We start from the raw sequence: 16,874 nt of genomic DNA, 5'->3' as shown, positions 1-16,874 counted from the left end.
TGACCCCGCTGTCGCGGATCGCGTCGATCAGCCGTTCCGGTATCCCGCACAGCCCAAATCCGCCCGCGCACAAATGCATCCCGTCAAAGAGAAGCCCCTCCAACGCGCGCGCAGCATCGGGGTAAAGTTTCTTGACCATGAGCAAGCCTCTCCTTCGTGGCCTGTTCTGGCGCAGGTGAATTATCATTTCTAATGATTTGTTTTTTGGAATAATAATAAGTGATGGCTATCAATCGCATCGGTCTATTTCATCTGGAAACTCTGTTGTGGATCGACCGGCTCGGCACCTTTGCGTCTGCAGCAGAGCGGCTCAACACCACGCAGCCGGCCATTTCCGCGCGGGTGCGGGAATTGGAAGCGCATCTGGGCGCGCGCCTCTTTCGCCGGGAGGGCCGGACCATGTCCTTCACCCCGGCCGGGCGCCAGTTGGTGCGCGATTGCGCGCCGCTCTGGAGCGATCTGCAGAGCGTGTTGCTGCGTTGCGGCGGATTGGCCGAGGCGAGCGGCGTGGTCCGCATCGGTACGGGCGAGATTGCGGCGGCAAGCTGCCTTCCGGACTTTGTGGCGCGACTGAAGGCGCAGATGCCGCATGTCAGCCTGGAGCTGGACATCGACCTGACCGCCAATCTGATCCAGCAATTGCTGGTCGGGCGCGCCGACATCGCCTTCGCGGCCGGGCCGGTGGCGCATCCTGCGCTGCAGTCGAGTCCCATTGGCGGCGTACGGCTCGTCTGGCTTGCCAGTCCGGCGATCGCCGCGTCATTTCGCAACGGCGGAGGGGACCGCACCATTCCGATCTGGTCGCTGGCCAGCCATTCCCCGATCTATGGGCGGATGCGCGACGCGATCGCCGCCTCCCGGATCGCCCACAAATCGCTCAACCTATGCAACAATGCCCGGATGATGATCGACATCGCCAAGGCGGGCGGCGGCATCGGCATCTTTCCAGAACCCATGGCGCGCGCCGACATGATGAACGGGGCTCTGGTGGAACTGGGCGACATGCCGGACCTGGCGCCGATCGAATTCCATGTCGCCAGACGGGTGTCCGACAATGATCCGGTGGTCGCCGCGATTTTCGAGCAGGCCAGCGCCCTGAGACTGGGGCAGGGTGGGGCAGAGGCGGGCGCGCCGCCGCCCTGGGGCGGGTTTCGATCTGACTGAATCAGATCGCCGCTCTGGATTCCTTGTTTTCCACGATTTCTTGACCAGCGATCGGTTCCGATCGCTTGGAAATCGCTCTAGGAACCGAGCGCCTGATTGGGATCGACGGTTCTGATGGCCCCGGACGTCGCCCCGGTTTCGGGCGGGACGGCGATCGCGGGTTGGGCCGGCGCCGTGCCAGTACCCAGAGACAGCTCCTTGTCCACATAGACCTCGAACTTCGTGCCGGCCGGTAGCTTGACATCCTTGCCGTGCACGAGGACCGCGAGCGGGAGGAAGACGATGCCCGCGCCGACGGCGCCCAGGGTGCCGGACTTGCCCTGCGCATTGCGCTGGCCACGCACGGGCACATCCGTTCCGCCCGCCTTGACGGTGCTGACCTTGATGTCGAGCTTGCCGGAGCGGCCGAGCAGGCCATTGTCCCTGACCCGGCTGACTTCCCCGACTGCCGGGCTGCCCGCAGGGATGAGCGTGACGCCGCCGATGGTCACGGGCCTGGCCACCGCCAGCTCGACCCGGTCCCCGACGCGGGCGGATTTGGAGGATATTTCCTGACGCGTCTCCAGTTGGATCGCCATGCCTTCGGGAAGGATCATCGACTGGGCCAGGGCTGGGCCGGGGGCGGCCGCCAGCAGCAGGGCGGCGGCGCTCCATGAGCCGCTCCAGCGCGTCGGCGACAGGCCAGTCATCGGGTCATCCTCTCCGCTTCGGGCACGGGCTATGCAGTCCATGGCAATTTACGCCTGCCGGGCCGCGGCTTCAAGGAATGAGTCCGGTCCGTCGTGCCCCGACCCCGGAGCGCGACCTGCCTCTGATCTATCGCAGCGCGCTCTGGCCGGCAGTGGATGCGCCTTGTTCGGATGGCTCGAACGCCTGCGCCAGCGGGCCTGCCATGGCGAGGACGGTCAGTTCCCCGTCCATCAGCATCCGGCCCGCCTGCTTGCGCTGCACCTTGCCGCTGGTCGTCCGGGGGATCGTGCTGGCGGACACCAGCACCAGATCGGTGACGGCCAGTTCCAGCCGTTCCATGGCCATGGCGCGCAGCCGGCCAGCCATCTCCTGCACCTTCTCGTCGGACAGGGCGCGGGCGTCGTCGCGCTTCATTTCCGCGATCAGGACGATGTGCTGAGTATCGCCCATCTCGATCTCCACGGCGGCGGCGCTCGCCTGGCCTACCGTTCCGGAGAGTTCCGACCAGATCTGCTCGACGTCGCTGGGCGCATGGTTGCGGCCGCGGACGATGATCAGGTCCTTGAGACGGCTGACGATGAAGAATCCTTCGGCCGTTGCAAAGCCGAGATCGCCGGTGCGCAGGAACGGGGCCCCTTCGTCCAGCCGGCCGAAGCTTGCCTCCGTCGCGGCGGGGTTGTCGATATAGCCGGCGGTGATGTGCGGTCCGCGCAGCCAGATTTCGCCCACCGCGCCGTCGGGGAGCGCTGCGCCGGTCGCAGGATCGACGATCCGCGCCTCCGCCCCCGCCATGGCGGGGCCGCAGCAGGCGAGCTCCAGCACGCCTTCCCCGTCCTTGCTTTCCTCCGCCCGTCCCGCCGCCAGAGCGCGGCTGTCATAGCTTTTGACGATCGGGTCGCTTTGCGGCGGGACCGCGATGGTCACGAGGGTGGATTCGGCCAGGCCGTAGCAGGGCAGGAAGGCGCGTTTGTCGAAGCCCGCATCGGCAAAGCATTCGGCAAAGCGGTCGAGCGTGCCGGGCCGGACCCGTTCCGCGCCGTTGAACGCGACGCGCCAGCCCGACAGGTCGAGATCGTCCGGCATACCCCGGCGCGTGGCGAAATCGACGCAGAGGTCGTAGCCGAAATTCGGGCCGCCGCTGGTATGCGCGCCGTAGCGGGTGATGAGCTGAAGCCAGAACATCGGCCGGTTGATGAACGCGGCGGGCGAGGTGATCACGCAGGTGGAGCCCAGGAACAGCGGCTGCAGGATATTACCGAACAGGCCCTGGTCGTGATAATGCGGCACCCAGCCGACGAAATGGGAATCCTGGTCATGGCCGAAGGCGACCTGGATCATCGCCTCATTGGCGATGATGTTGCCATGGCTGATCATCACCCCCTTGGGATTGGACGTGGTACCGGAGGTGAACTGCAGTACGGCAAGCTGGTCGGGCCGGAGCGTCAGCGCCGCAAAGGGGTGCGGTTCGGCCGCGAGCGCGGCAAATTCCAGATAGCGCACCGGGCCGACGGCGAGGGCGGCGGACAGTTCGTCCCCGAACAGCGCGGCCATGCTGTCGTCCAGCAGGATGCAGTCGGGCCGGATGTCGCCCAGCATGTTCAGGATATTCTGGAGCCTTGCTTTGCGCCGGCCGACCGGGGCGAGCGGAATGGCGACGCCGCCGGCCGCAAGGCAGGCGAGCAGCGCGAGTGCGAAATCAGTACCCGCCGAGAAGAGGAGGGCGATCCGCCGACCCGCCAGCCCCCGGGCCGACAGGGCGCCGGCAAGCTGCGTGATCCGCGTCGCCAACTCGGCATAGGTCAGGCTGCTCTGCGCGCCGTCGCCCTGGTCGAATATCAGCGCCGTCCGATCCGGAACGCTGTTGCCATGATCGAGGACGATGTCGACGATCGACCGGCTGAAGTCTATCTGCATTTCTTTATGCGAACCCGATATTCTGGTCATTCTGCGGCGAAGGCTATCCGAAGCAGGCCGATCTTGCGCATGCGGAAACCGGCTGCCGACATGCGCAGATAGCGGGAATATTTCTCGACCGGATGGACCGCGGGATCGACCACGCCGCCGCGCACCGCGCCGCGCAGCCGGTTGCTCCACATCTCGCAGGTGCGCGCATAGTCCAGCCCGTCGTCGCGCAGCCTTTCCATGCGGAACAGCCCCTTGGATGCGACGACGATATCCTCCAGCGTCGGCAGTTCCGCGGCCGGGAAGATCTCGTTCGAAATGAAGGGATTGGCATCCTCCGGCGACATCCTGCCATAGGCGATGGTCTGGAGCGAGAGGCGGCCCTTGCCCTCCATCCAGCCGCGGCAGGCCTGGAAGAATTCACGGTACACGCCGCGACGCTCCTCCACGCTCTGCTGCGGATGGGCGAAATGTTCGAACGCGCCGACGGAGATGATCGCGTCGAACGGCCGGTCGGGGCAATAGTCGTGCCAGTTGGAAAGGACCGCGCTGATGCCGGGATCGCCCAATTGCTCGATATAGGCGAGTTGTTCCTCGCTCAGCGTCAGGCCGACGCATTCGCTGACGCCATGGGTGCTGCGCAGGTTGCGCATCATGCCGCCCCAGCCACAGCCGACGTCCAATATGCGCATGCCTTCGCCCGCGCCGACCGATTCCGCATGATAGTCGAGCTTGCGCTGCTGCGCCTCCTCCAGCGGGGCGTCCTTTGGCAGGCCGTCCCACATCGCGCTGGAATAGGTCATGCTGGGGTCGAGCCACGCCGAATAGAAATCGTTGCCGACATCATAATGGTGGCGGATGGCGGCGGCCGAGCCGCCATATTCGATCTGTTCGTCCTGGATCATTGCGGGGCGCCGCCCTGCTGCATCGCCATGTCGCTGACCGCCGCGGCGATGCCCGTCGCCGCGTCGCGGATCGATTCCGCCTCGAACAGCAGTTCCAGCGGCAGTTCGTCGGGCAGGTTCAGCCAGTTTTCCAGCTCCACCATCAGCGAGATCGCCTTGGCGGAATCAATCCCGAAACTGTCGAAAGGCGCATCGGGCGAGATGGCGGCCGGCGCCACATTCACGATTTCGGCGATGTGCGCGACGATCCAGCTTTCGATTTCCTCTGCCGATGCCTGTCGAATAAGGTCGGAATTCATCAATGTCCCCTTGAAGCCGAACGGGATGCCCCGAATCTGCCATAATAGACGTCCGCCCCGGTCGTGGCGGACGGATGTGTGCCGGACTCGATCTCCGGCTGGGCGGCGATCTTCTGCAGTTCCGGATGCTCGCGCGTCAGCCGGGCCGCCGCGACATGCACATTGTCTTCACCTGGAAGCAGCTTGTCGATCAAGATGTGCGAGGGCCGGGGCAGGCCCCACATCTGGCGCATCTCATCGAGCGCCGCCTGCGACACTTCCACCTCATAGGCGACGGCCTCCCCCTGGCCATAGTCCGTGGCGGAGCCGAGCAGGGTCAGTTTCCAGCCGACGCCATAGCAGAAGCTGAGCATGCGCACGTCGGTGAAGCCCACGCAGCGGTCGATCCCGGCCTCATAGGCAAGCTCCAGCGGCGCGATCATGCAGGCGGCCTTGCGCCGCAGATTGTGACGGCGCATGCCCCGCTCGACGCAGAACCCGCGGCTCAATTCCCAGGTGCGCCCATCGTCGATCGGACGGATGCCGGCCGGCAGGACATGCGAAAAATGGTCGAGCAGCATGGAACAGTCGTCCGTGGGGCGGAAGCGCAGCCCCATGACGACCTGGTTTTCCGCCGAAAACCCTATGATGTTGCTCGCGCGCGCATCATCATATTCGTCATATTCCAATCCGTCCTTGACCGTGAGATCCCAGCCAAGCTGGTTAACGAACACCTCCGCGCGGGCCTGGTGCAAATCTCTGATCTCTTCCTGGTAAAGGGCGGAATTGTCCTTCGAAATCAGATGAATCAAATCCGTTGGTCCCCCGCAAGCAGCGGCAGCGCCTCTAGCATATTATACGCGGCAGGTCATCGGAAAGTTGCGCTGTGCAATCCATCCGAGCGCAAGGAATTCGGATGCTTTCAGGCGCCCTGCTTCTGCCGGGCGCGCTGCACATGGACCTTTATCGCCTGCACGGAGCGGTCGAGCGCTTCTGCAATGTCGAGGTCGCACCATCCGGCCTGCCGCCGGTCGAGGCAGAAAATTTCCGTCTCCGTCAGGTCTGTGGCGGCCGGATCATCCCGCGCGTCGAGCAGGGCGATGCCCCTGCACAGATAGAGCGTCGCCATGGCGTGCAGGTTCGCATGCTCCTGCGGGCTTTCGAGCATGCTGAGCAGGCGGATCTCCACCTCATAGGGCCGCTCGTCCCATCCGGTGATCGGGAAACAGAGCCGGGGAAGGGCATCGGGCTGCGCGATGGGGCCGCGCCAGCCGGCCTCCCCGAACAGGCCGGTTTCCCCGAACAGGAAGCGCCTGCCGCCGTCGCTGACGTCGTAGCAGGCATGGCTGGCGGCCTGAAGGCCCAGCGCCTGGCTGAAGCGGGTCACGAGGCTGTCGATGCTGAGCATGCCGTCGACCCCGGCGATGAAATCGGCGGCGGTCGTCGAGCTTCCGGCGCGAAGCTGGGTGCTGGGGATATATTCGCTCATGGTTCCTCGCGCAGGCTATGCCTGTCGTCATGCAGCGCCAGGTCTTAAAGGCGGGTTAAGCCTGCTCCCCCGCGCCGTGCTTCTTCTTTGCGGCAGAGCGAGCCCTGGGCGGGATGTCGGTCGACCGGCGCTTGACATGGAGACGGAAAGGCAAAAGGTCGGCCACAGACCGGACATCAACGATGGGGACAACATGCTGCCGACATACCGAACCGAACCTTCCGCGGATGATGCGGTCGATGCATGGCTGGCGTCGCATGGACAGGATGAGGGCGCGCCGGCCATCGCGGGCGACACGAGTCGTCCGGAACTCTATTCCCAGGCGCGTTGGGAACCGCTGTTCCGGCAGATGCGCGAGGCGGCGCCACTGAATCGGGTGGAGGGCACGGCCTATGGCGATTATTGGAACGTTTGTTCCCACTCGCTGATCATGGAGGTGGAAGGGAAGCCGGACCTGTTTTCCTCCTCCTGGAAATATGGCGGCATCACCATTGCCGACCCCGCGCCGGGCGAGGAATTCCAGCTTCCGATGTTCATCGCAATGGATGAACCGGAACACAGCGCGCAGCGGAAGACCGTGGCGCCCGCCTTTACGCCCGCGCATATCGCCGAACTGGCGGTGAAGCTGCGCGCGCATACCGCAACGGTGCTGGACAGCCTGCCCGTGGGCAGTCGTTTCGATTGGGTGGAGAAGGTTTCGATCGAGCTTGCCACCAGCATGTTGGCGACGATCCTGGGCTTTCCGTGGGAGGACCGCCATCTGTTGACGTTCTGGTCCGACTGGGCCGGGCATATGGAAGCGGCCCGCATAGCCGAACTGTTCCAGGTGCGGCGCGAGATGCTGACGGAGATGGCGACCTATTTCCACCTGTTGTGGGAACAGCGCCGGGCCAGTCCGGAGGGGACCGACCTGCTGGGCATGATGATCCGCAGCGACAGCATGTCGGAAATGGGGCCCATGGAATTCATCGGCAATCTGGCCCTGCTGATCGTCGGCGGCAATGACACCAGCCGGACCAGCATGTCGGCCGCCATATTGGGGCTGGACCGCTTTCCCGATGAGCGGGCGAAGCTGATCGCGGACGAGAGCCTGTTGCCCAACGCCGTCCAGGAGATCATCCGCTGGCACACGCCCATCGCGCATATGCGGCGGACGGCGACGGCGGATTGCGAACTGGCGGGGCAGAGGATCGCCGCGGGCGACAAGCTGGCGCTGTGGTATATTTCCGCCAATCGCGACGAAGCCGTCTTTCCGGACGCTGATCGGCTGGACCTGTCGCGCGCCAATGCCAGGCGCCATCTTTCCTTCGGGCATGGCATTCATCGTTGCGTGGGCGCCCGCCTGGCGGAATTGCAGCTTCGGATCCTTCTGGAGGAATTGATGAAGCGGCGACTGCAAGTGAATGTGGTTGGCGAGCTGCGCCGCGTTCACGCCAATTTCGTAAATGGTTTCCGGCAGATGGAGGTCGAACTGACGTCCTATTGAACACTGCTCGAACATTGCCGCGCGCGTCCGATCCGGAGAAGGATGGGGATGGCGTTTAACCTGCAATTTACCAAGCCCGGTTACAGGAAAGGATCATCAAGAATATAACGGATCGTGGGCCATGCATATTTGGGGTTATAAGGGGTGTTGGAAGCGGCTGCTTCTCACGTCGGCTGTGTTTGCGATGGCGCCGCCCGGCGCTGCATGGGCGCAGGCCGTTCCTGACGCCGACATATTGGTGACAGCGCGCAAGGTGCCTGAACCGCTGCTCAAGGCGCCCCTCTCTGTCACCAGCGTTTCGGGCGACACGATCGTCGCCGCCGGCCTGCAAAGCATTACCGACCTGACCCGCTTCGCGCCCAATGTCGATATCAGCGGCGGCATTGCGGGCCAGTTGCAGGGGCAGATTTCCATTCGCGGCATTTCCACGCTCGTCCGCAATATCGGGCTGGAAACCGGCGTGGGCATCTATGTCGACGGGGTCTATGTAGGCCGGCCGGAAAATTTCGTCCAGCATCTGCTGGACATCGATCGGGTCGAGATCGCCCGCGGGCCGCAGGCCACGGAATATGGCAAGAACACCATAGCCGGCGTGATCAATGTCCAGACCATCCAGCCGGACGCCGATCCGGGCCTGTCCGTCCGGTTGGACGCGGGCAATTACGACTATCGCCGCGGCGAAGCCGTGCTGGGCGCGCGCCTTGACGACCGCTTTTCGGTGCGCGGGGCGGTCGCCTATGCGCGGCAGGACGGTTTCTACCGGCATCTGTCGGGCGGTCAGGATGCCGGGTCGACCGACCTGTTGACTTGGCGCCTTTCGGCCAAATTCGCGCCGACCGACCAGTTGTCTTTCATTGCGCGCTGGGACGGCCTGCGCGACCGGGGCGTGCCGGCCTTTTTCCAGGCGGATGCGCTGGCGGGCTATCCGGCCGACTTTCCCTCGCGGCAGCCGCTGCATATCAACAACAACCGACCCAACCGGCTGCATCGCGACAGCCAGGGACTTTCGTTGACGGCCGAATGGACGTCCGACACGATGTCGCTGACGTCGATCACGGCCTATCGCGATTCTTCCTATGAAGCGTCGCTGGACGACGATCAGGAACAGGTGGACTTCGTCTCGGCCGACAATTTCAGCGATGATTCGCATTTCTTCAGCCAGGAATTGCGGCTGGCCGGCGGGACGGGGAAGCTACACTATCTGGTCGGCGCCTATTATTTCGACCAGATGGTGCGGACCGACCGGGGACTGGGACTGGGCGCCGACACCGGCGTTCCCGGCAACCCCGTGCTGACCACCATGGGCAGCGTGAAGACGGAGAGCGGTGCGCTGTTCGGGAGGCTCGATTATGCGCTGACCGATCGTCTCTCCCTGTCGGCGGGCCTGCGTTATACGCGGGAGAAGAAGCGCGCCCATTTCGTGCAGGATGACGTTTCCGGCATATTCCCGCTGCTGGGATTCCCCGCGCTGACCTTTGACGGGCATTCGACCGACAATGATCTGTCGCCGAGCGCAACCCTGTCCTATGAGATTGCCCCGGACGCCAATCTTTACGGCCGCTTTTCCAGGGGCTTCAAGAGTGCGGCCTATAATGTCGACATCGCTTCGTCGTTGAGCGGCCTGACCGCCACCCCGGAAAAGGCGACCAGCTATGAGGTCGGCTTCAAGGCGCTGACCTTTGGCAAGCGGTTGCGGCTGAACCTGGCGGCGTTCGTGACGGATTATGAACGGCTGCAGGTCTCGCAGGTGCTGGGCACCGGGTTGGCGCTGACCAATGCCGGACGCGCCCAGATCCAGGGGGTGGAGGGAGAGATGGCCCTTCAAATCTCCTCCCGTCTGCGGATCGAGGGGAATGCGGCGGTGCTCGATGCGCATTACAAGCGGTTCGACAATTGCGGCGTGCCTGCGTCGGTCGGTGGCGGCAGCATGGACTGTTCGGGCAAGGACCTGGTGCTGGCGCCGCATTTTTCGGCATATGGCGCGGTCACCTATGAGGTGCCGGTCGCGTTCGGGACGATCTTCACCCGCGCCGACATGGATTACCGCTCGACCGTCTATTTCGAACCGACCAATTCCGACAGCTTCAAGTCCGGTCCGCGTACCCTGGCCAATCTTCGTCTCGGGCTTCGCCACGACAATTGGGAGGTCGCTGCCTGGGTCAAGAACCTGACCGACAAGATCTACAAGACCTATGCCGACGATCGATCCGGTTTGGGCGTTTTTCGCACGGCCGCCTATGGTGCGCCCCGCACCTACGGCATCAGCCTTTCTTCGACATTTTGAGCATGCTGGCCGCCGGTGCATGAGGGCCGGTCATTAATCAAATCTTAGCCAGCAGATGGTGAATCATTTGCAACGCCCCTGGCGTCGGAACAGCAGGAGTATAATGGCGGACCACATTTCATCGCGGTCACCTGACGAATGGAAAGGCAGGCAAGACCCGATGGATGGCGACCAGAAAATTCTGGCGTCGGCTGGCGTTCTGCGGTGCGTGGTGGATGGCGATTGCCGGCTTCACCCTGATCCCGCCGCTGCGCATCATTTTGGCCTGGCGCCATCGCAACCCCTTTTTAACTGGCTTCGTGGGGTTCGGGGCGCCCTCCGCAAGCCGATCTTTGAGATTATCCGCGTCGTTCGCCAGGAGCAGCAAGCCGAAGCGACTCTTACGCTGCACGGCGGTGCCGGCGACCTCAGGCATATCCGCGTTCTTGCGCAGGCCCGGCATCGGGGGCCGGATCGGCCAGTCGTCGATCTGGTGGCGGTCGACGTGACGTCGGAGCATGCGGAAATCGACCTGCTCCGGCGCAGCATGGAAAATCTGCGGCTGATCGTCGAATATAATCCGCAACTACCCTGGATAGCCGATGCGGAGGGGCGGATCATCGATTTCACCGATCGGTGGCTGGAGAATACCGGACTTGAGCGGGATGAGGCGGCAGGTTCCGGTTGGCTTGCCGCCACCCATCCCGACGATGTCGAGCCGGTGACGCAACGCGTCGCCCATTCCCATGCGACCGGCGAGCCGTTCGACGTGCGCGTTCGGCTGATGGTCAACGACCAGTATCGCTGGATGCGGGCCCAGGCCTATCCCCGGCGGGACGATGAAGGCCGGATCATCCGCTGGTATGGCTATACCGAGGATATCCACAAAAGCGTGCTGATCGAGGAGCAGATACGCTGGAATGCCGACCATGATTCGCTGACGGAGTTGCCCAACCGTGCGATGTTCAACGCCTGCCTGGACAAGGCGCTGGGAAGGGCGCTGACCGATTTCAAGAAGGTCGGCGTGTTCCTGCTGGACATCGACAATTTCAAGGACGTCAACGACCTGATGGGCCATCATGCCGGTGATGACCTACTGAAGAGCTTTGCCGCGCGCCTGAAGGCGATCTTCGCCGGCGAGGGAGTGGTGGCGCGTCTGGGCGGCGACGAATTCGCCATATTGATCGAGAATGCCGACAACCGGCAGCAACTGGCAGATCTTGCCGATCGCGCGCTCACCATCCGCGAGACGCTGTTCGCAGCGGGACGTTCGCTGGAATGCCGGGTCAGCGTCGGCGTCGCCGCATTCCCGGAGGACGGGCGCGTGGCGACCGAATTGCTGCGTCATGCCGACCTGGCGCTGTACCGCGCCAAGTCGCTGGGGCGCGGGCGGGTGCAGATGTTCGAGCAGTCGTTGCTGGAGGACATGCAGGAACGGGTGGCGATGATCAACCGGGCCAGGACCGCGGTGCGCGACGGCACTATCATAAGCTATTATCAGCCCAAGGTGTCGTTGCAGACCGGCGAGCTGGTCGGATTTGAAGCGCTGCTGCGGTGGCGCGACAGTTGCGGCACCATCCGGTCGCCGGCCGAGATCTACGCGGCGTTCGACGATCATGACGTCGCCGACATGATCGGCCAGACGATGACCAGCCAGGTCTTTTCCGACATGGCCGCCTGGCGCGCGCGCGGCCTGGCCGTGGGGCATGTCGCCATCAATGTCTCGTCCGCCGAATTGCGGCGGGAGCGCTTTGCCGGACGATTGATCGAGACGATGGAGCGTTTTTCGATCGCGCCCGATTCGATCGAGATCGAGATCACGGAGGGCGTGTTCCTGGGCGCCGGATCGGACGCGGTCCGCCGTTCCATCGACGAACTGCACATGTGCAACATCCCGCTGGCGCTCGACGATTTCGGGACCGGCTTCGCTTCGCTCACCCATTTGCGGTCCCTGCCGGTCAGCACGCTGAAGATCGACCGATCTTTCGTCAGCGGGGTCACCGCGCGCGAGAGCGACGGCGCCATCGTATCCGCGCTGATCACGTTGGGCCGGGCGCTCAACATGAAGGTGGTGGCCGAAGGCGTGGAAGAGGCGGACCAGTCGATCAGGCTGCGCGAGATGGGCTGCGATTATGCCCAGGGTTTCTATTTCAGCCGCCCTGCCCCTTCGGAGACCATTCCCGCGCTGATCCAGTCATGGAGCGAAAACAGCGCCGTCATCAGCCTGAACCGGCGAGCGGTCCCCCGGTCTTCACTGGGAAGAGGGGGCGAAGGCTGGGCGGGATCGCGGATCGCCTGAGAGACGGCGCGGCAACCTCCGATCATGCCGGCTAGAGCGATTTCCAAGCGATCGGAACCGATCGCTGGTCAAGAAATCGCGGAAAACAAGGAATCCAGAGCGGCGATCTGAATGAGCAGAAACGCTCCGGTCTTTTGATGCCGCATTTTCCGAGCCGCCGACCGTAAACGGTCAACTTGAAAATGCTCTAACCGTTGACGATGGTGCCGCCATTGGGGTGCAGCACCTGGCCCGACATGTAGCTGGCGTCGTCGCAGGCGAGGAAGAGGAAGGCGGGGGCGACCTCATTGGGCTGGCCGGGCCTGCCCATGGGCGTGCTCTCCCCGAAATGCGCCAGTTTTTCCGGACTGGCCCCGCCGCTGGGGTTGAGCGGAGTCCAGATCGGCCCCGGCGCGACGGCGTTCACCCTGATGCCGTCGCCCACCAGATTTTCCGACAGGGACCGGGTGAAGGCAGTGATCGCTCCCTTCGTGCTCGAATAGTCGAGCAGTTCCTTCGACCCCTGATACATGGTGACGGAGGTGCAGTTGACGATCGCCGCCCCGCGCTTCAGGTGCGGCCGCACCGCCTGCGTCAGGAAGAACATGGCGAAGATGTTGGTCTGAAAGGTCCGGCGCAGCTGTTCCTCGCTGATGTCGGTGATATCGCTGTCGGGATGCTGTTCGCCCGCATTGTTGACGAGAATGTCGATCCGGCCGAGCTCCTTCACCACCTGCGCCACCGCCCGCTGGCAGAAGTCCCGGTCGCCCAGGTCGCCCGCCACGGTGAGCGCCCGCCGTCCCTCCGCGCGGACGATCGCCGCTGTCCGGGCCGCGTCGTCATGTTCGCAGAGATAGAATATGGCGACATCGGCGCCTTCGCGGGCGTAGAGAGCGGCAACCGCCCGCCCGATGCCGCTGTCGGCGCCGGTGACGATCGCCACCTTGCCTTCCAGACGGCCGGAGCCGGGATAGCGGGGTTCCCATTCGGGCCTGGGTTCCAGCCGGCTTTCATGACCGGGCAGGCCATCTTCGTGGATCATCTCCTGGATTTCGGGCATTGCAAATCTCCTCTGCCCGAAGAACTCATCCCCCGCCGGGGAGTTCATTGGCCGGAACCCGATTCGCCGTGCGAATGGGGCAGATGGAGATAGGCGATGGTTGTGAAAGCTCTGGCTCTCAATTCTACCCGGAAGGCGGTGGAGGGGCGGTCGAGCTCGACCGATGCGATGATTGCGGACGACATGGCGCGTGCGGCGCGCCTGTTCCAGTTCGCCCCCTATCCGGGTTGAACGTTCGTGGAGAAGGGTGGTCGCGCCGCGCATGTCCGGGAAAATATCGTCCTTTATGGCGCGCTGCTGGCCAATGTCGGGATAGCAGTCGCCAAATTCATCGCCTCCGCGCTGACCGGCTCCTCCTCCATGCTGACGGAGGGGGTGCATTCGCTGGTCGACAGCGGCAACCAGCTGCTGCTGTTTCATGGTCAGTCCAAGGCGAAGCGGCCGGCCGATGCGGCCCATCCCTTCGGCTATGGGCGCGAACTGTATTTCTGGGCTTTCGTCGTCGCGATCCTGATCTTCGCGGTTGGTGCGGGCGTATCGGTCTATGAGGGCTGGCTGCATGTCGCGCGGCCGGAGCCGCTGCGCGATCCGGCCGTCAATTACGCGGTCCTGGCCATCGCCTTCCTGCTGGAGGGCACGTCCTGGACCATCGCCGTGCGCGAATTCGGGCGCAGCCGGGGGCCGAGCAGCTGGTGGCAGTCGATCCGCCGGTCGAAGGATCCGGCGGGTTTTATCGTCCTGTTCGAAGACAGCGCCGCTCTCATCGGTCTGGTCGTGGCGGCGATCGGCGTCTGGGCGAGCCATTATTTCGGCGATGCCCGACTGGACGGCGTCGCCTCCATCATCATCGGGCTGGTGCTGGGCGGGGTGGCGGTCCTGCTGGCGCGGGAGGCAAAGGGCCTGCTGATCGGGGAGAGCGCTGACCGAGCGATCATCGACACCGTGCGGCGGCTGCTCGACCGGCGGCCGGAGATCACCGCCGTCAATCACATCCGCACCATCCACACAGCGCCCGATGCCGTCTTCGTGGCGATCAGCGCCGATTTCGACGACGACCTGCTCATGGGCCGGGCCGAAAGCCTGATCGAGGAGATGGAGAGCGAGTTGAAGCGCGCCATCCCCGAACTCACCTCCATCTACATCCGTCCGGAAAAGTGGGAGGATGCGGTCATTCAGCCGCCTGCGCGGTAAGACGCTGCACCCGCCAGCGCCGGTCGTTCATGTCCATGGCGCGCCAACTGGCCCCTTGACCATTTGACGATGATCACCATCAAATGCCGGTCTGTCGATCCGGAACCGAGGCCTGCATGCTGTCCGCCATCCTCGCGCGCCATATGGGCGCGCGGCAAATCCATTATGGCTGGGCGGTGCTGGCCGCGACCTTCCTCACCATGCTGGTCGTCGCGGGCGCGGTAGGCGCGCCCGGCGTGTTCATCATCCCGCTGCAGAAGGAATTCGGCTGGAGCGCGGCGGATATTTCCGGGGCGCTGGCCATACGCTTCGTCCTGTTCGGCTGCATGGGGCCGTTTGCCGCCGCCTTCATGAACCGCTTCGGCGTGCGGCGGATGATGCTGATCTCGCTGTCGATCGTCATCGGTGGGCTGCTGCTGTCGATGGGCATGACCCAATTGTGGCAACTGGTCCTGCTATGGGGAGTGGTCATCGGCATAGGCACGGGCCTTACCGCCATGGTGCTGGGCGCCACCGTCGCCACGCGCTGGTTCACCCATCGGCGGGGGCTGGTCATGGGACTGCTGTCCGCCAGCACCGCGACGGGCCAACTGGCGTTCCTGCCGCTGCTTGCCGCGTTGACGGAGCGTTTCGGCTGGCGGGCCGCCATCCTGCTGGTGTGCGGAGCGATCCTGCTGGCGGCGCTGGCCGTGCTGCTGCTGATGCGGGATCGTCCCTCCGACCTCGGCCTGCCGCCCTATGGCGAGAGCGAGGTCCATCCCGTGCCAGCCCAGCCAGCCGGTTTCGGCGCCCTGCTGATCAGCCCGCTTCGCATATTGGCCGACGCCGCGCGGGTGCCGAGCTTCTGGATATTGTTCTTCACCTTCTACATATGCGGCGCCAGCACCAACGGGCTGGTCCAGACGCATTTCATCGCGCTGTGCGGGGATTATGGGCTGGCGGCGGTGGGCGCTGCGTCGATGCTGGCGATGATGGGGCTGTTCGACTTTGCAGGTACGCTCGCGTCGGGCTGGCTGTCGGACCGGTTCGACAATCGCTGGCTGCTGTGCTGCTATTACGGGCTGCGGGGGCTGTCGCTGCTCTATTTGCCGTTCAGCGATTTCTCGCTTTACAGCCTGTCGATCTTCGCGGCCTTCTATGGTCTGGACTGGGTTGCGACCGTGCCGCCGACCGTCAAGCTGACGGCGCAGCGTTTTGGGCCGGAACGGGCCAATGTCGTGTTCGGCTGGATCTTCGCCGGTCACCAGCTGGGCGCCGCGAGTGCGGCGCTGGCGGGCGGTCTTTCCCGGACGGTCTGGCAAAGCTATATGCCCGCCTTCGTCGCGGCGGGGATATTGTGCCTGATCGGCGCTGGGCTGGTGCTGTTCATCAATCGTGGGCGGGGCAAGGCCTTCGCCCTCGCCTGACCGGCTGGTGGAGAAGGTTGAATGTTGCAAGGGAAGATCGCCCTCGTCACCGGGGCCGGGCGCGGCTTGGGACGCGAAATCGCGCTGGGCCTCGCGGGGGCGGGCGCGCATGTCCTGCTCCATGGCCGACGGGCGGCGCAGCTTCAGGACACGGCCGCCGCCATCGCCGCCGCAGGCGGGACGGGCGAGCCGCTGATCTTCGACCTGGAGGATGGGGAGGCGCTTCGGGCGGCACTGGATCGCCGCCGCCCGATCGACATATTGGTCAACAATGCCGGCCATCGCGACCGCCGGCCGATCGGAGAGCTGGACAGGTTCGCGGTACGGCGGATGCTGGAAGTCAATCTGGTCGCGCCCTTCGATCTTGTCCGGGCGGTGGCTGGCGACATGAGGGAAGGCGGGCGGATCGTCAACGTCACATCCATCGCGGGCCAGATCGCCCGATCGGGTGATGCCGCCTACACCATGGCGAAGGGCGGGCTGGACGCGCTGACGCGGGCTCTGGCGGCGGAACTGGGCGTTCGCGGCATCACGGTGAATGCCGTCGCGCCTGGCTATTTCGCGACGGAGGCCAATGACGAGATGATCGCCGATCCGGGCGTTGCGGATCATCTGGCGCGGCGAACGTCGCTGGGGCGATGGGGACGGCCGGAGGAGATTGTCGGCCCGGTGCTGTTCCTGGTGTCGGACGCGGCATCCTATGTGACCGGGCAGGTGCTGGCGGTGGACGGTGGATATACCGCCCATTTCTGAACGGCAGCG

At 64.5% G+C, this 16,874-nt stretch carries 17 protein-coding genes; 8 read left to right on the top strand and 9 right to left on the bottom strand.

What is annotated here, in order from left to right:
* A partial coding sequence (locus MRBLMC3_RS13105) for a CoA-transferase (RefSeq protein WP_363752594.1) occupies positions 1-139 on the bottom strand: 139 nt, incomplete at its 3' end.
* An 83-nt stretch (positions 140-222) separates the two neighbouring features.
* On the opposite strand from MRBLMC3_RS13105, the gene MRBLMC3_RS13100 reads away from it, so the two are divergent.
* Entirely contained in the window at positions 223-1,164 is a 942-nt protein-coding gene (locus tag MRBLMC3_RS13100; protein WP_363829406.1) for a LysR family transcriptional regulator, read from the top strand.
* A 77-nt stretch (positions 1,165-1,241) separates the two neighbouring features.
* Here the strand turns inward: MRBLMC3_RS13100 and MRBLMC3_RS13095 are convergent, their stop codons facing one another.
* The 6 genes from MRBLMC3_RS13095 to MRBLMC3_RS13070 form a co-directional block, all read right to left on the bottom strand.
* The gene (locus MRBLMC3_RS13095) at positions 1,242-1,853 is read right to left on the bottom strand and encodes a hypothetical protein (protein ID WP_363752572.1); all 612 of its coding nucleotides are present in this window, start codon (positions 1,851-1,853) and stop codon (positions 1,242-1,244) included.
* A gap of 127 nt (positions 1,854-1,980) precedes the next feature.
* Positions 1,981-3,768, bottom strand: coding sequence for a fatty acyl-AMP ligase (locus tag MRBLMC3_RS13090; RefSeq protein WP_363829403.1), 1,788 nt, complete (start codon positions 3,766-3,768; stop codon positions 1,981-1,983).
* A gap of 26 nt (positions 3,769-3,794) precedes the next feature.
* Positions 3,795-4,661, bottom strand: a complete 867-nt coding sequence (locus MRBLMC3_RS13085) for a cyclopropane-fatty-acyl-phospholipid synthase family protein (RefSeq protein WP_363829401.1) — start codon at positions 4,659-4,661, stop codon at positions 3,795-3,797.
* Positions 4,658-4,960, bottom strand: a complete 303-nt coding sequence (locus tag MRBLMC3_RS13080) for an acyl carrier protein (RefSeq protein WP_363752566.1) — start codon at positions 4,958-4,960, stop codon at positions 4,658-4,660. The genes MRBLMC3_RS13085 and MRBLMC3_RS13080 overlap by 4 nt, the downstream gene beginning before the upstream one ends.
* Positions 4,960-5,751 (bottom strand): acyl-homoserine-lactone synthase, encoded by a 792-nt coding sequence (locus MRBLMC3_RS13075; protein WP_363736623.1) that lies wholly within the window; start codon positions 5,749-5,751, stop codon positions 4,960-4,962. Before MRBLMC3_RS13075 ends, MRBLMC3_RS13080 begins: the two co-directional genes overlap by 1 nt.
* Before the next feature lie 110 nt (positions 5,752-5,861).
* Positions 5,862-6,428, bottom strand: a complete 567-nt coding sequence (locus MRBLMC3_RS13070; protein WP_363736622.1) for a helix-turn-helix transcriptional regulator — start codon at positions 6,426-6,428, stop codon at positions 5,862-5,864.
* Positions 6,429-6,564: 136 nt separating this feature from the next.
* Here MRBLMC3_RS13070 and MRBLMC3_RS13065 point away from each other — a divergent pair, with 136 nt between their 5' ends.
* Both MRBLMC3_RS13065 and MRBLMC3_RS13060 read left to right on the top strand, forming a co-directional pair.
* Positions 6,565-7,914 carry a cytochrome P450 gene (locus tag MRBLMC3_RS13065; RefSeq protein ID WP_363829398.1) on the top strand — a complete coding sequence of 450 codons (1,350 nt, stop codon included), beginning with the start codon at positions 6,565-6,567 and terminating at the stop codon, positions 7,912-7,914.
* Between the two features lie 184 nt (positions 7,915-8,098).
* On the top strand, positions 8,099-10,198 hold the full coding sequence (locus tag MRBLMC3_RS13060) for a TonB-dependent receptor (protein ID WP_363736620.1): 2,100 nt from the start codon (positions 8,099-8,101) through the stop codon (positions 10,196-10,198).
* A gap of 127 nt (positions 10,199-10,325) precedes the next feature.
* Here MRBLMC3_RS13060 and MRBLMC3_RS13055 read toward each other — a convergent pair whose 3' ends face one another.
* Positions 10,326-10,613 carry a hypothetical protein gene (locus tag MRBLMC3_RS13055; RefSeq protein WP_363736619.1) on the bottom strand — a complete coding sequence of 96 codons (288 nt, stop codon included), beginning with the start codon at positions 10,611-10,613 and terminating at the stop codon, positions 10,326-10,328.
* Positions 10,614-10,682: 69 nt separating this feature from the next.
* Between MRBLMC3_RS13055 and MRBLMC3_RS13050 the strand changes: the two genes are divergently transcribed.
* Positions 10,683-12,476 (top strand): putative bifunctional diguanylate cyclase/phosphodiesterase, encoded by a 1,794-nt coding sequence (locus tag MRBLMC3_RS13050; RefSeq protein ID WP_363829396.1) that lies wholly within the window; start codon positions 10,683-10,685, stop codon positions 12,474-12,476.
* Between the two features lie 187 nt (positions 12,477-12,663).
* Here MRBLMC3_RS13050 and MRBLMC3_RS13045 read toward each other — a convergent pair whose 3' ends face one another.
* Positions 12,664-13,515, bottom strand: a complete 852-nt coding sequence (locus tag MRBLMC3_RS13045) for an SDR family oxidoreductase (protein WP_363829393.1) — start codon at positions 13,513-13,515, stop codon at positions 12,664-12,666.
* 96 nt (positions 13,516-13,611) lie between these two features.
* Here MRBLMC3_RS13045 and MRBLMC3_RS13040 point away from each other — a divergent pair, with 96 nt between their 5' ends.
* The 4 genes from MRBLMC3_RS13040 to MRBLMC3_RS13025 all read left to right on the top strand — a co-directional run bounded on the left by MRBLMC3_RS13040 (position 13,612) and on the right by MRBLMC3_RS13025 (position 16,865).
* Complete coding sequence (locus tag MRBLMC3_RS13040; protein WP_363829391.1) at positions 13,612-13,746, top strand: hypothetical protein; 135 nt, start codon at positions 13,612-13,614, stop codon at positions 13,744-13,746.
* Positions 13,747-13,752: 6 nt separating this feature from the next.
* Positions 13,753-14,706: a cation diffusion facilitator family transporter gene (locus tag MRBLMC3_RS13035; protein WP_363829389.1), complete on the top strand. Its 954-nt coding sequence runs from the start codon at positions 13,753-13,755 to the stop codon at positions 14,704-14,706.
* Positions 14,707-14,822: 116 nt separating this feature from the next.
* Positions 14,823-16,112 carry an MFS transporter gene (locus MRBLMC3_RS13030; protein WP_363736613.1) on the top strand — a complete coding sequence of 430 codons (1,290 nt, stop codon included), beginning with the start codon at positions 14,823-14,825 and terminating at the stop codon, positions 16,110-16,112.
* 21 nt (positions 16,113-16,133) lie between these two features.
* A complete protein-coding gene (locus tag MRBLMC3_RS13025; protein ID WP_363829388.1) occupies positions 16,134-16,865 on the top strand; it encodes an SDR family oxidoreductase in 732 nt (243 codons plus the stop codon).
* The last annotated feature ends 9 nt before the right edge of the window (positions 16,866-16,874 follow it).

Origin of the sequence: Sphingobium sp. LMC3-1-1.1, assembly GCF_040676285.1 — a bacterium.
Classification (GTDB): Bacteria; Pseudomonadota; Alphaproteobacteria; order Sphingomonadales; family Sphingomonadaceae; genus Sphingobium.
The sequence above is the reverse complement of the archived record's forward strand: the minus strand, read 5'-3'. Positions and strand labels throughout refer to the sequence as shown.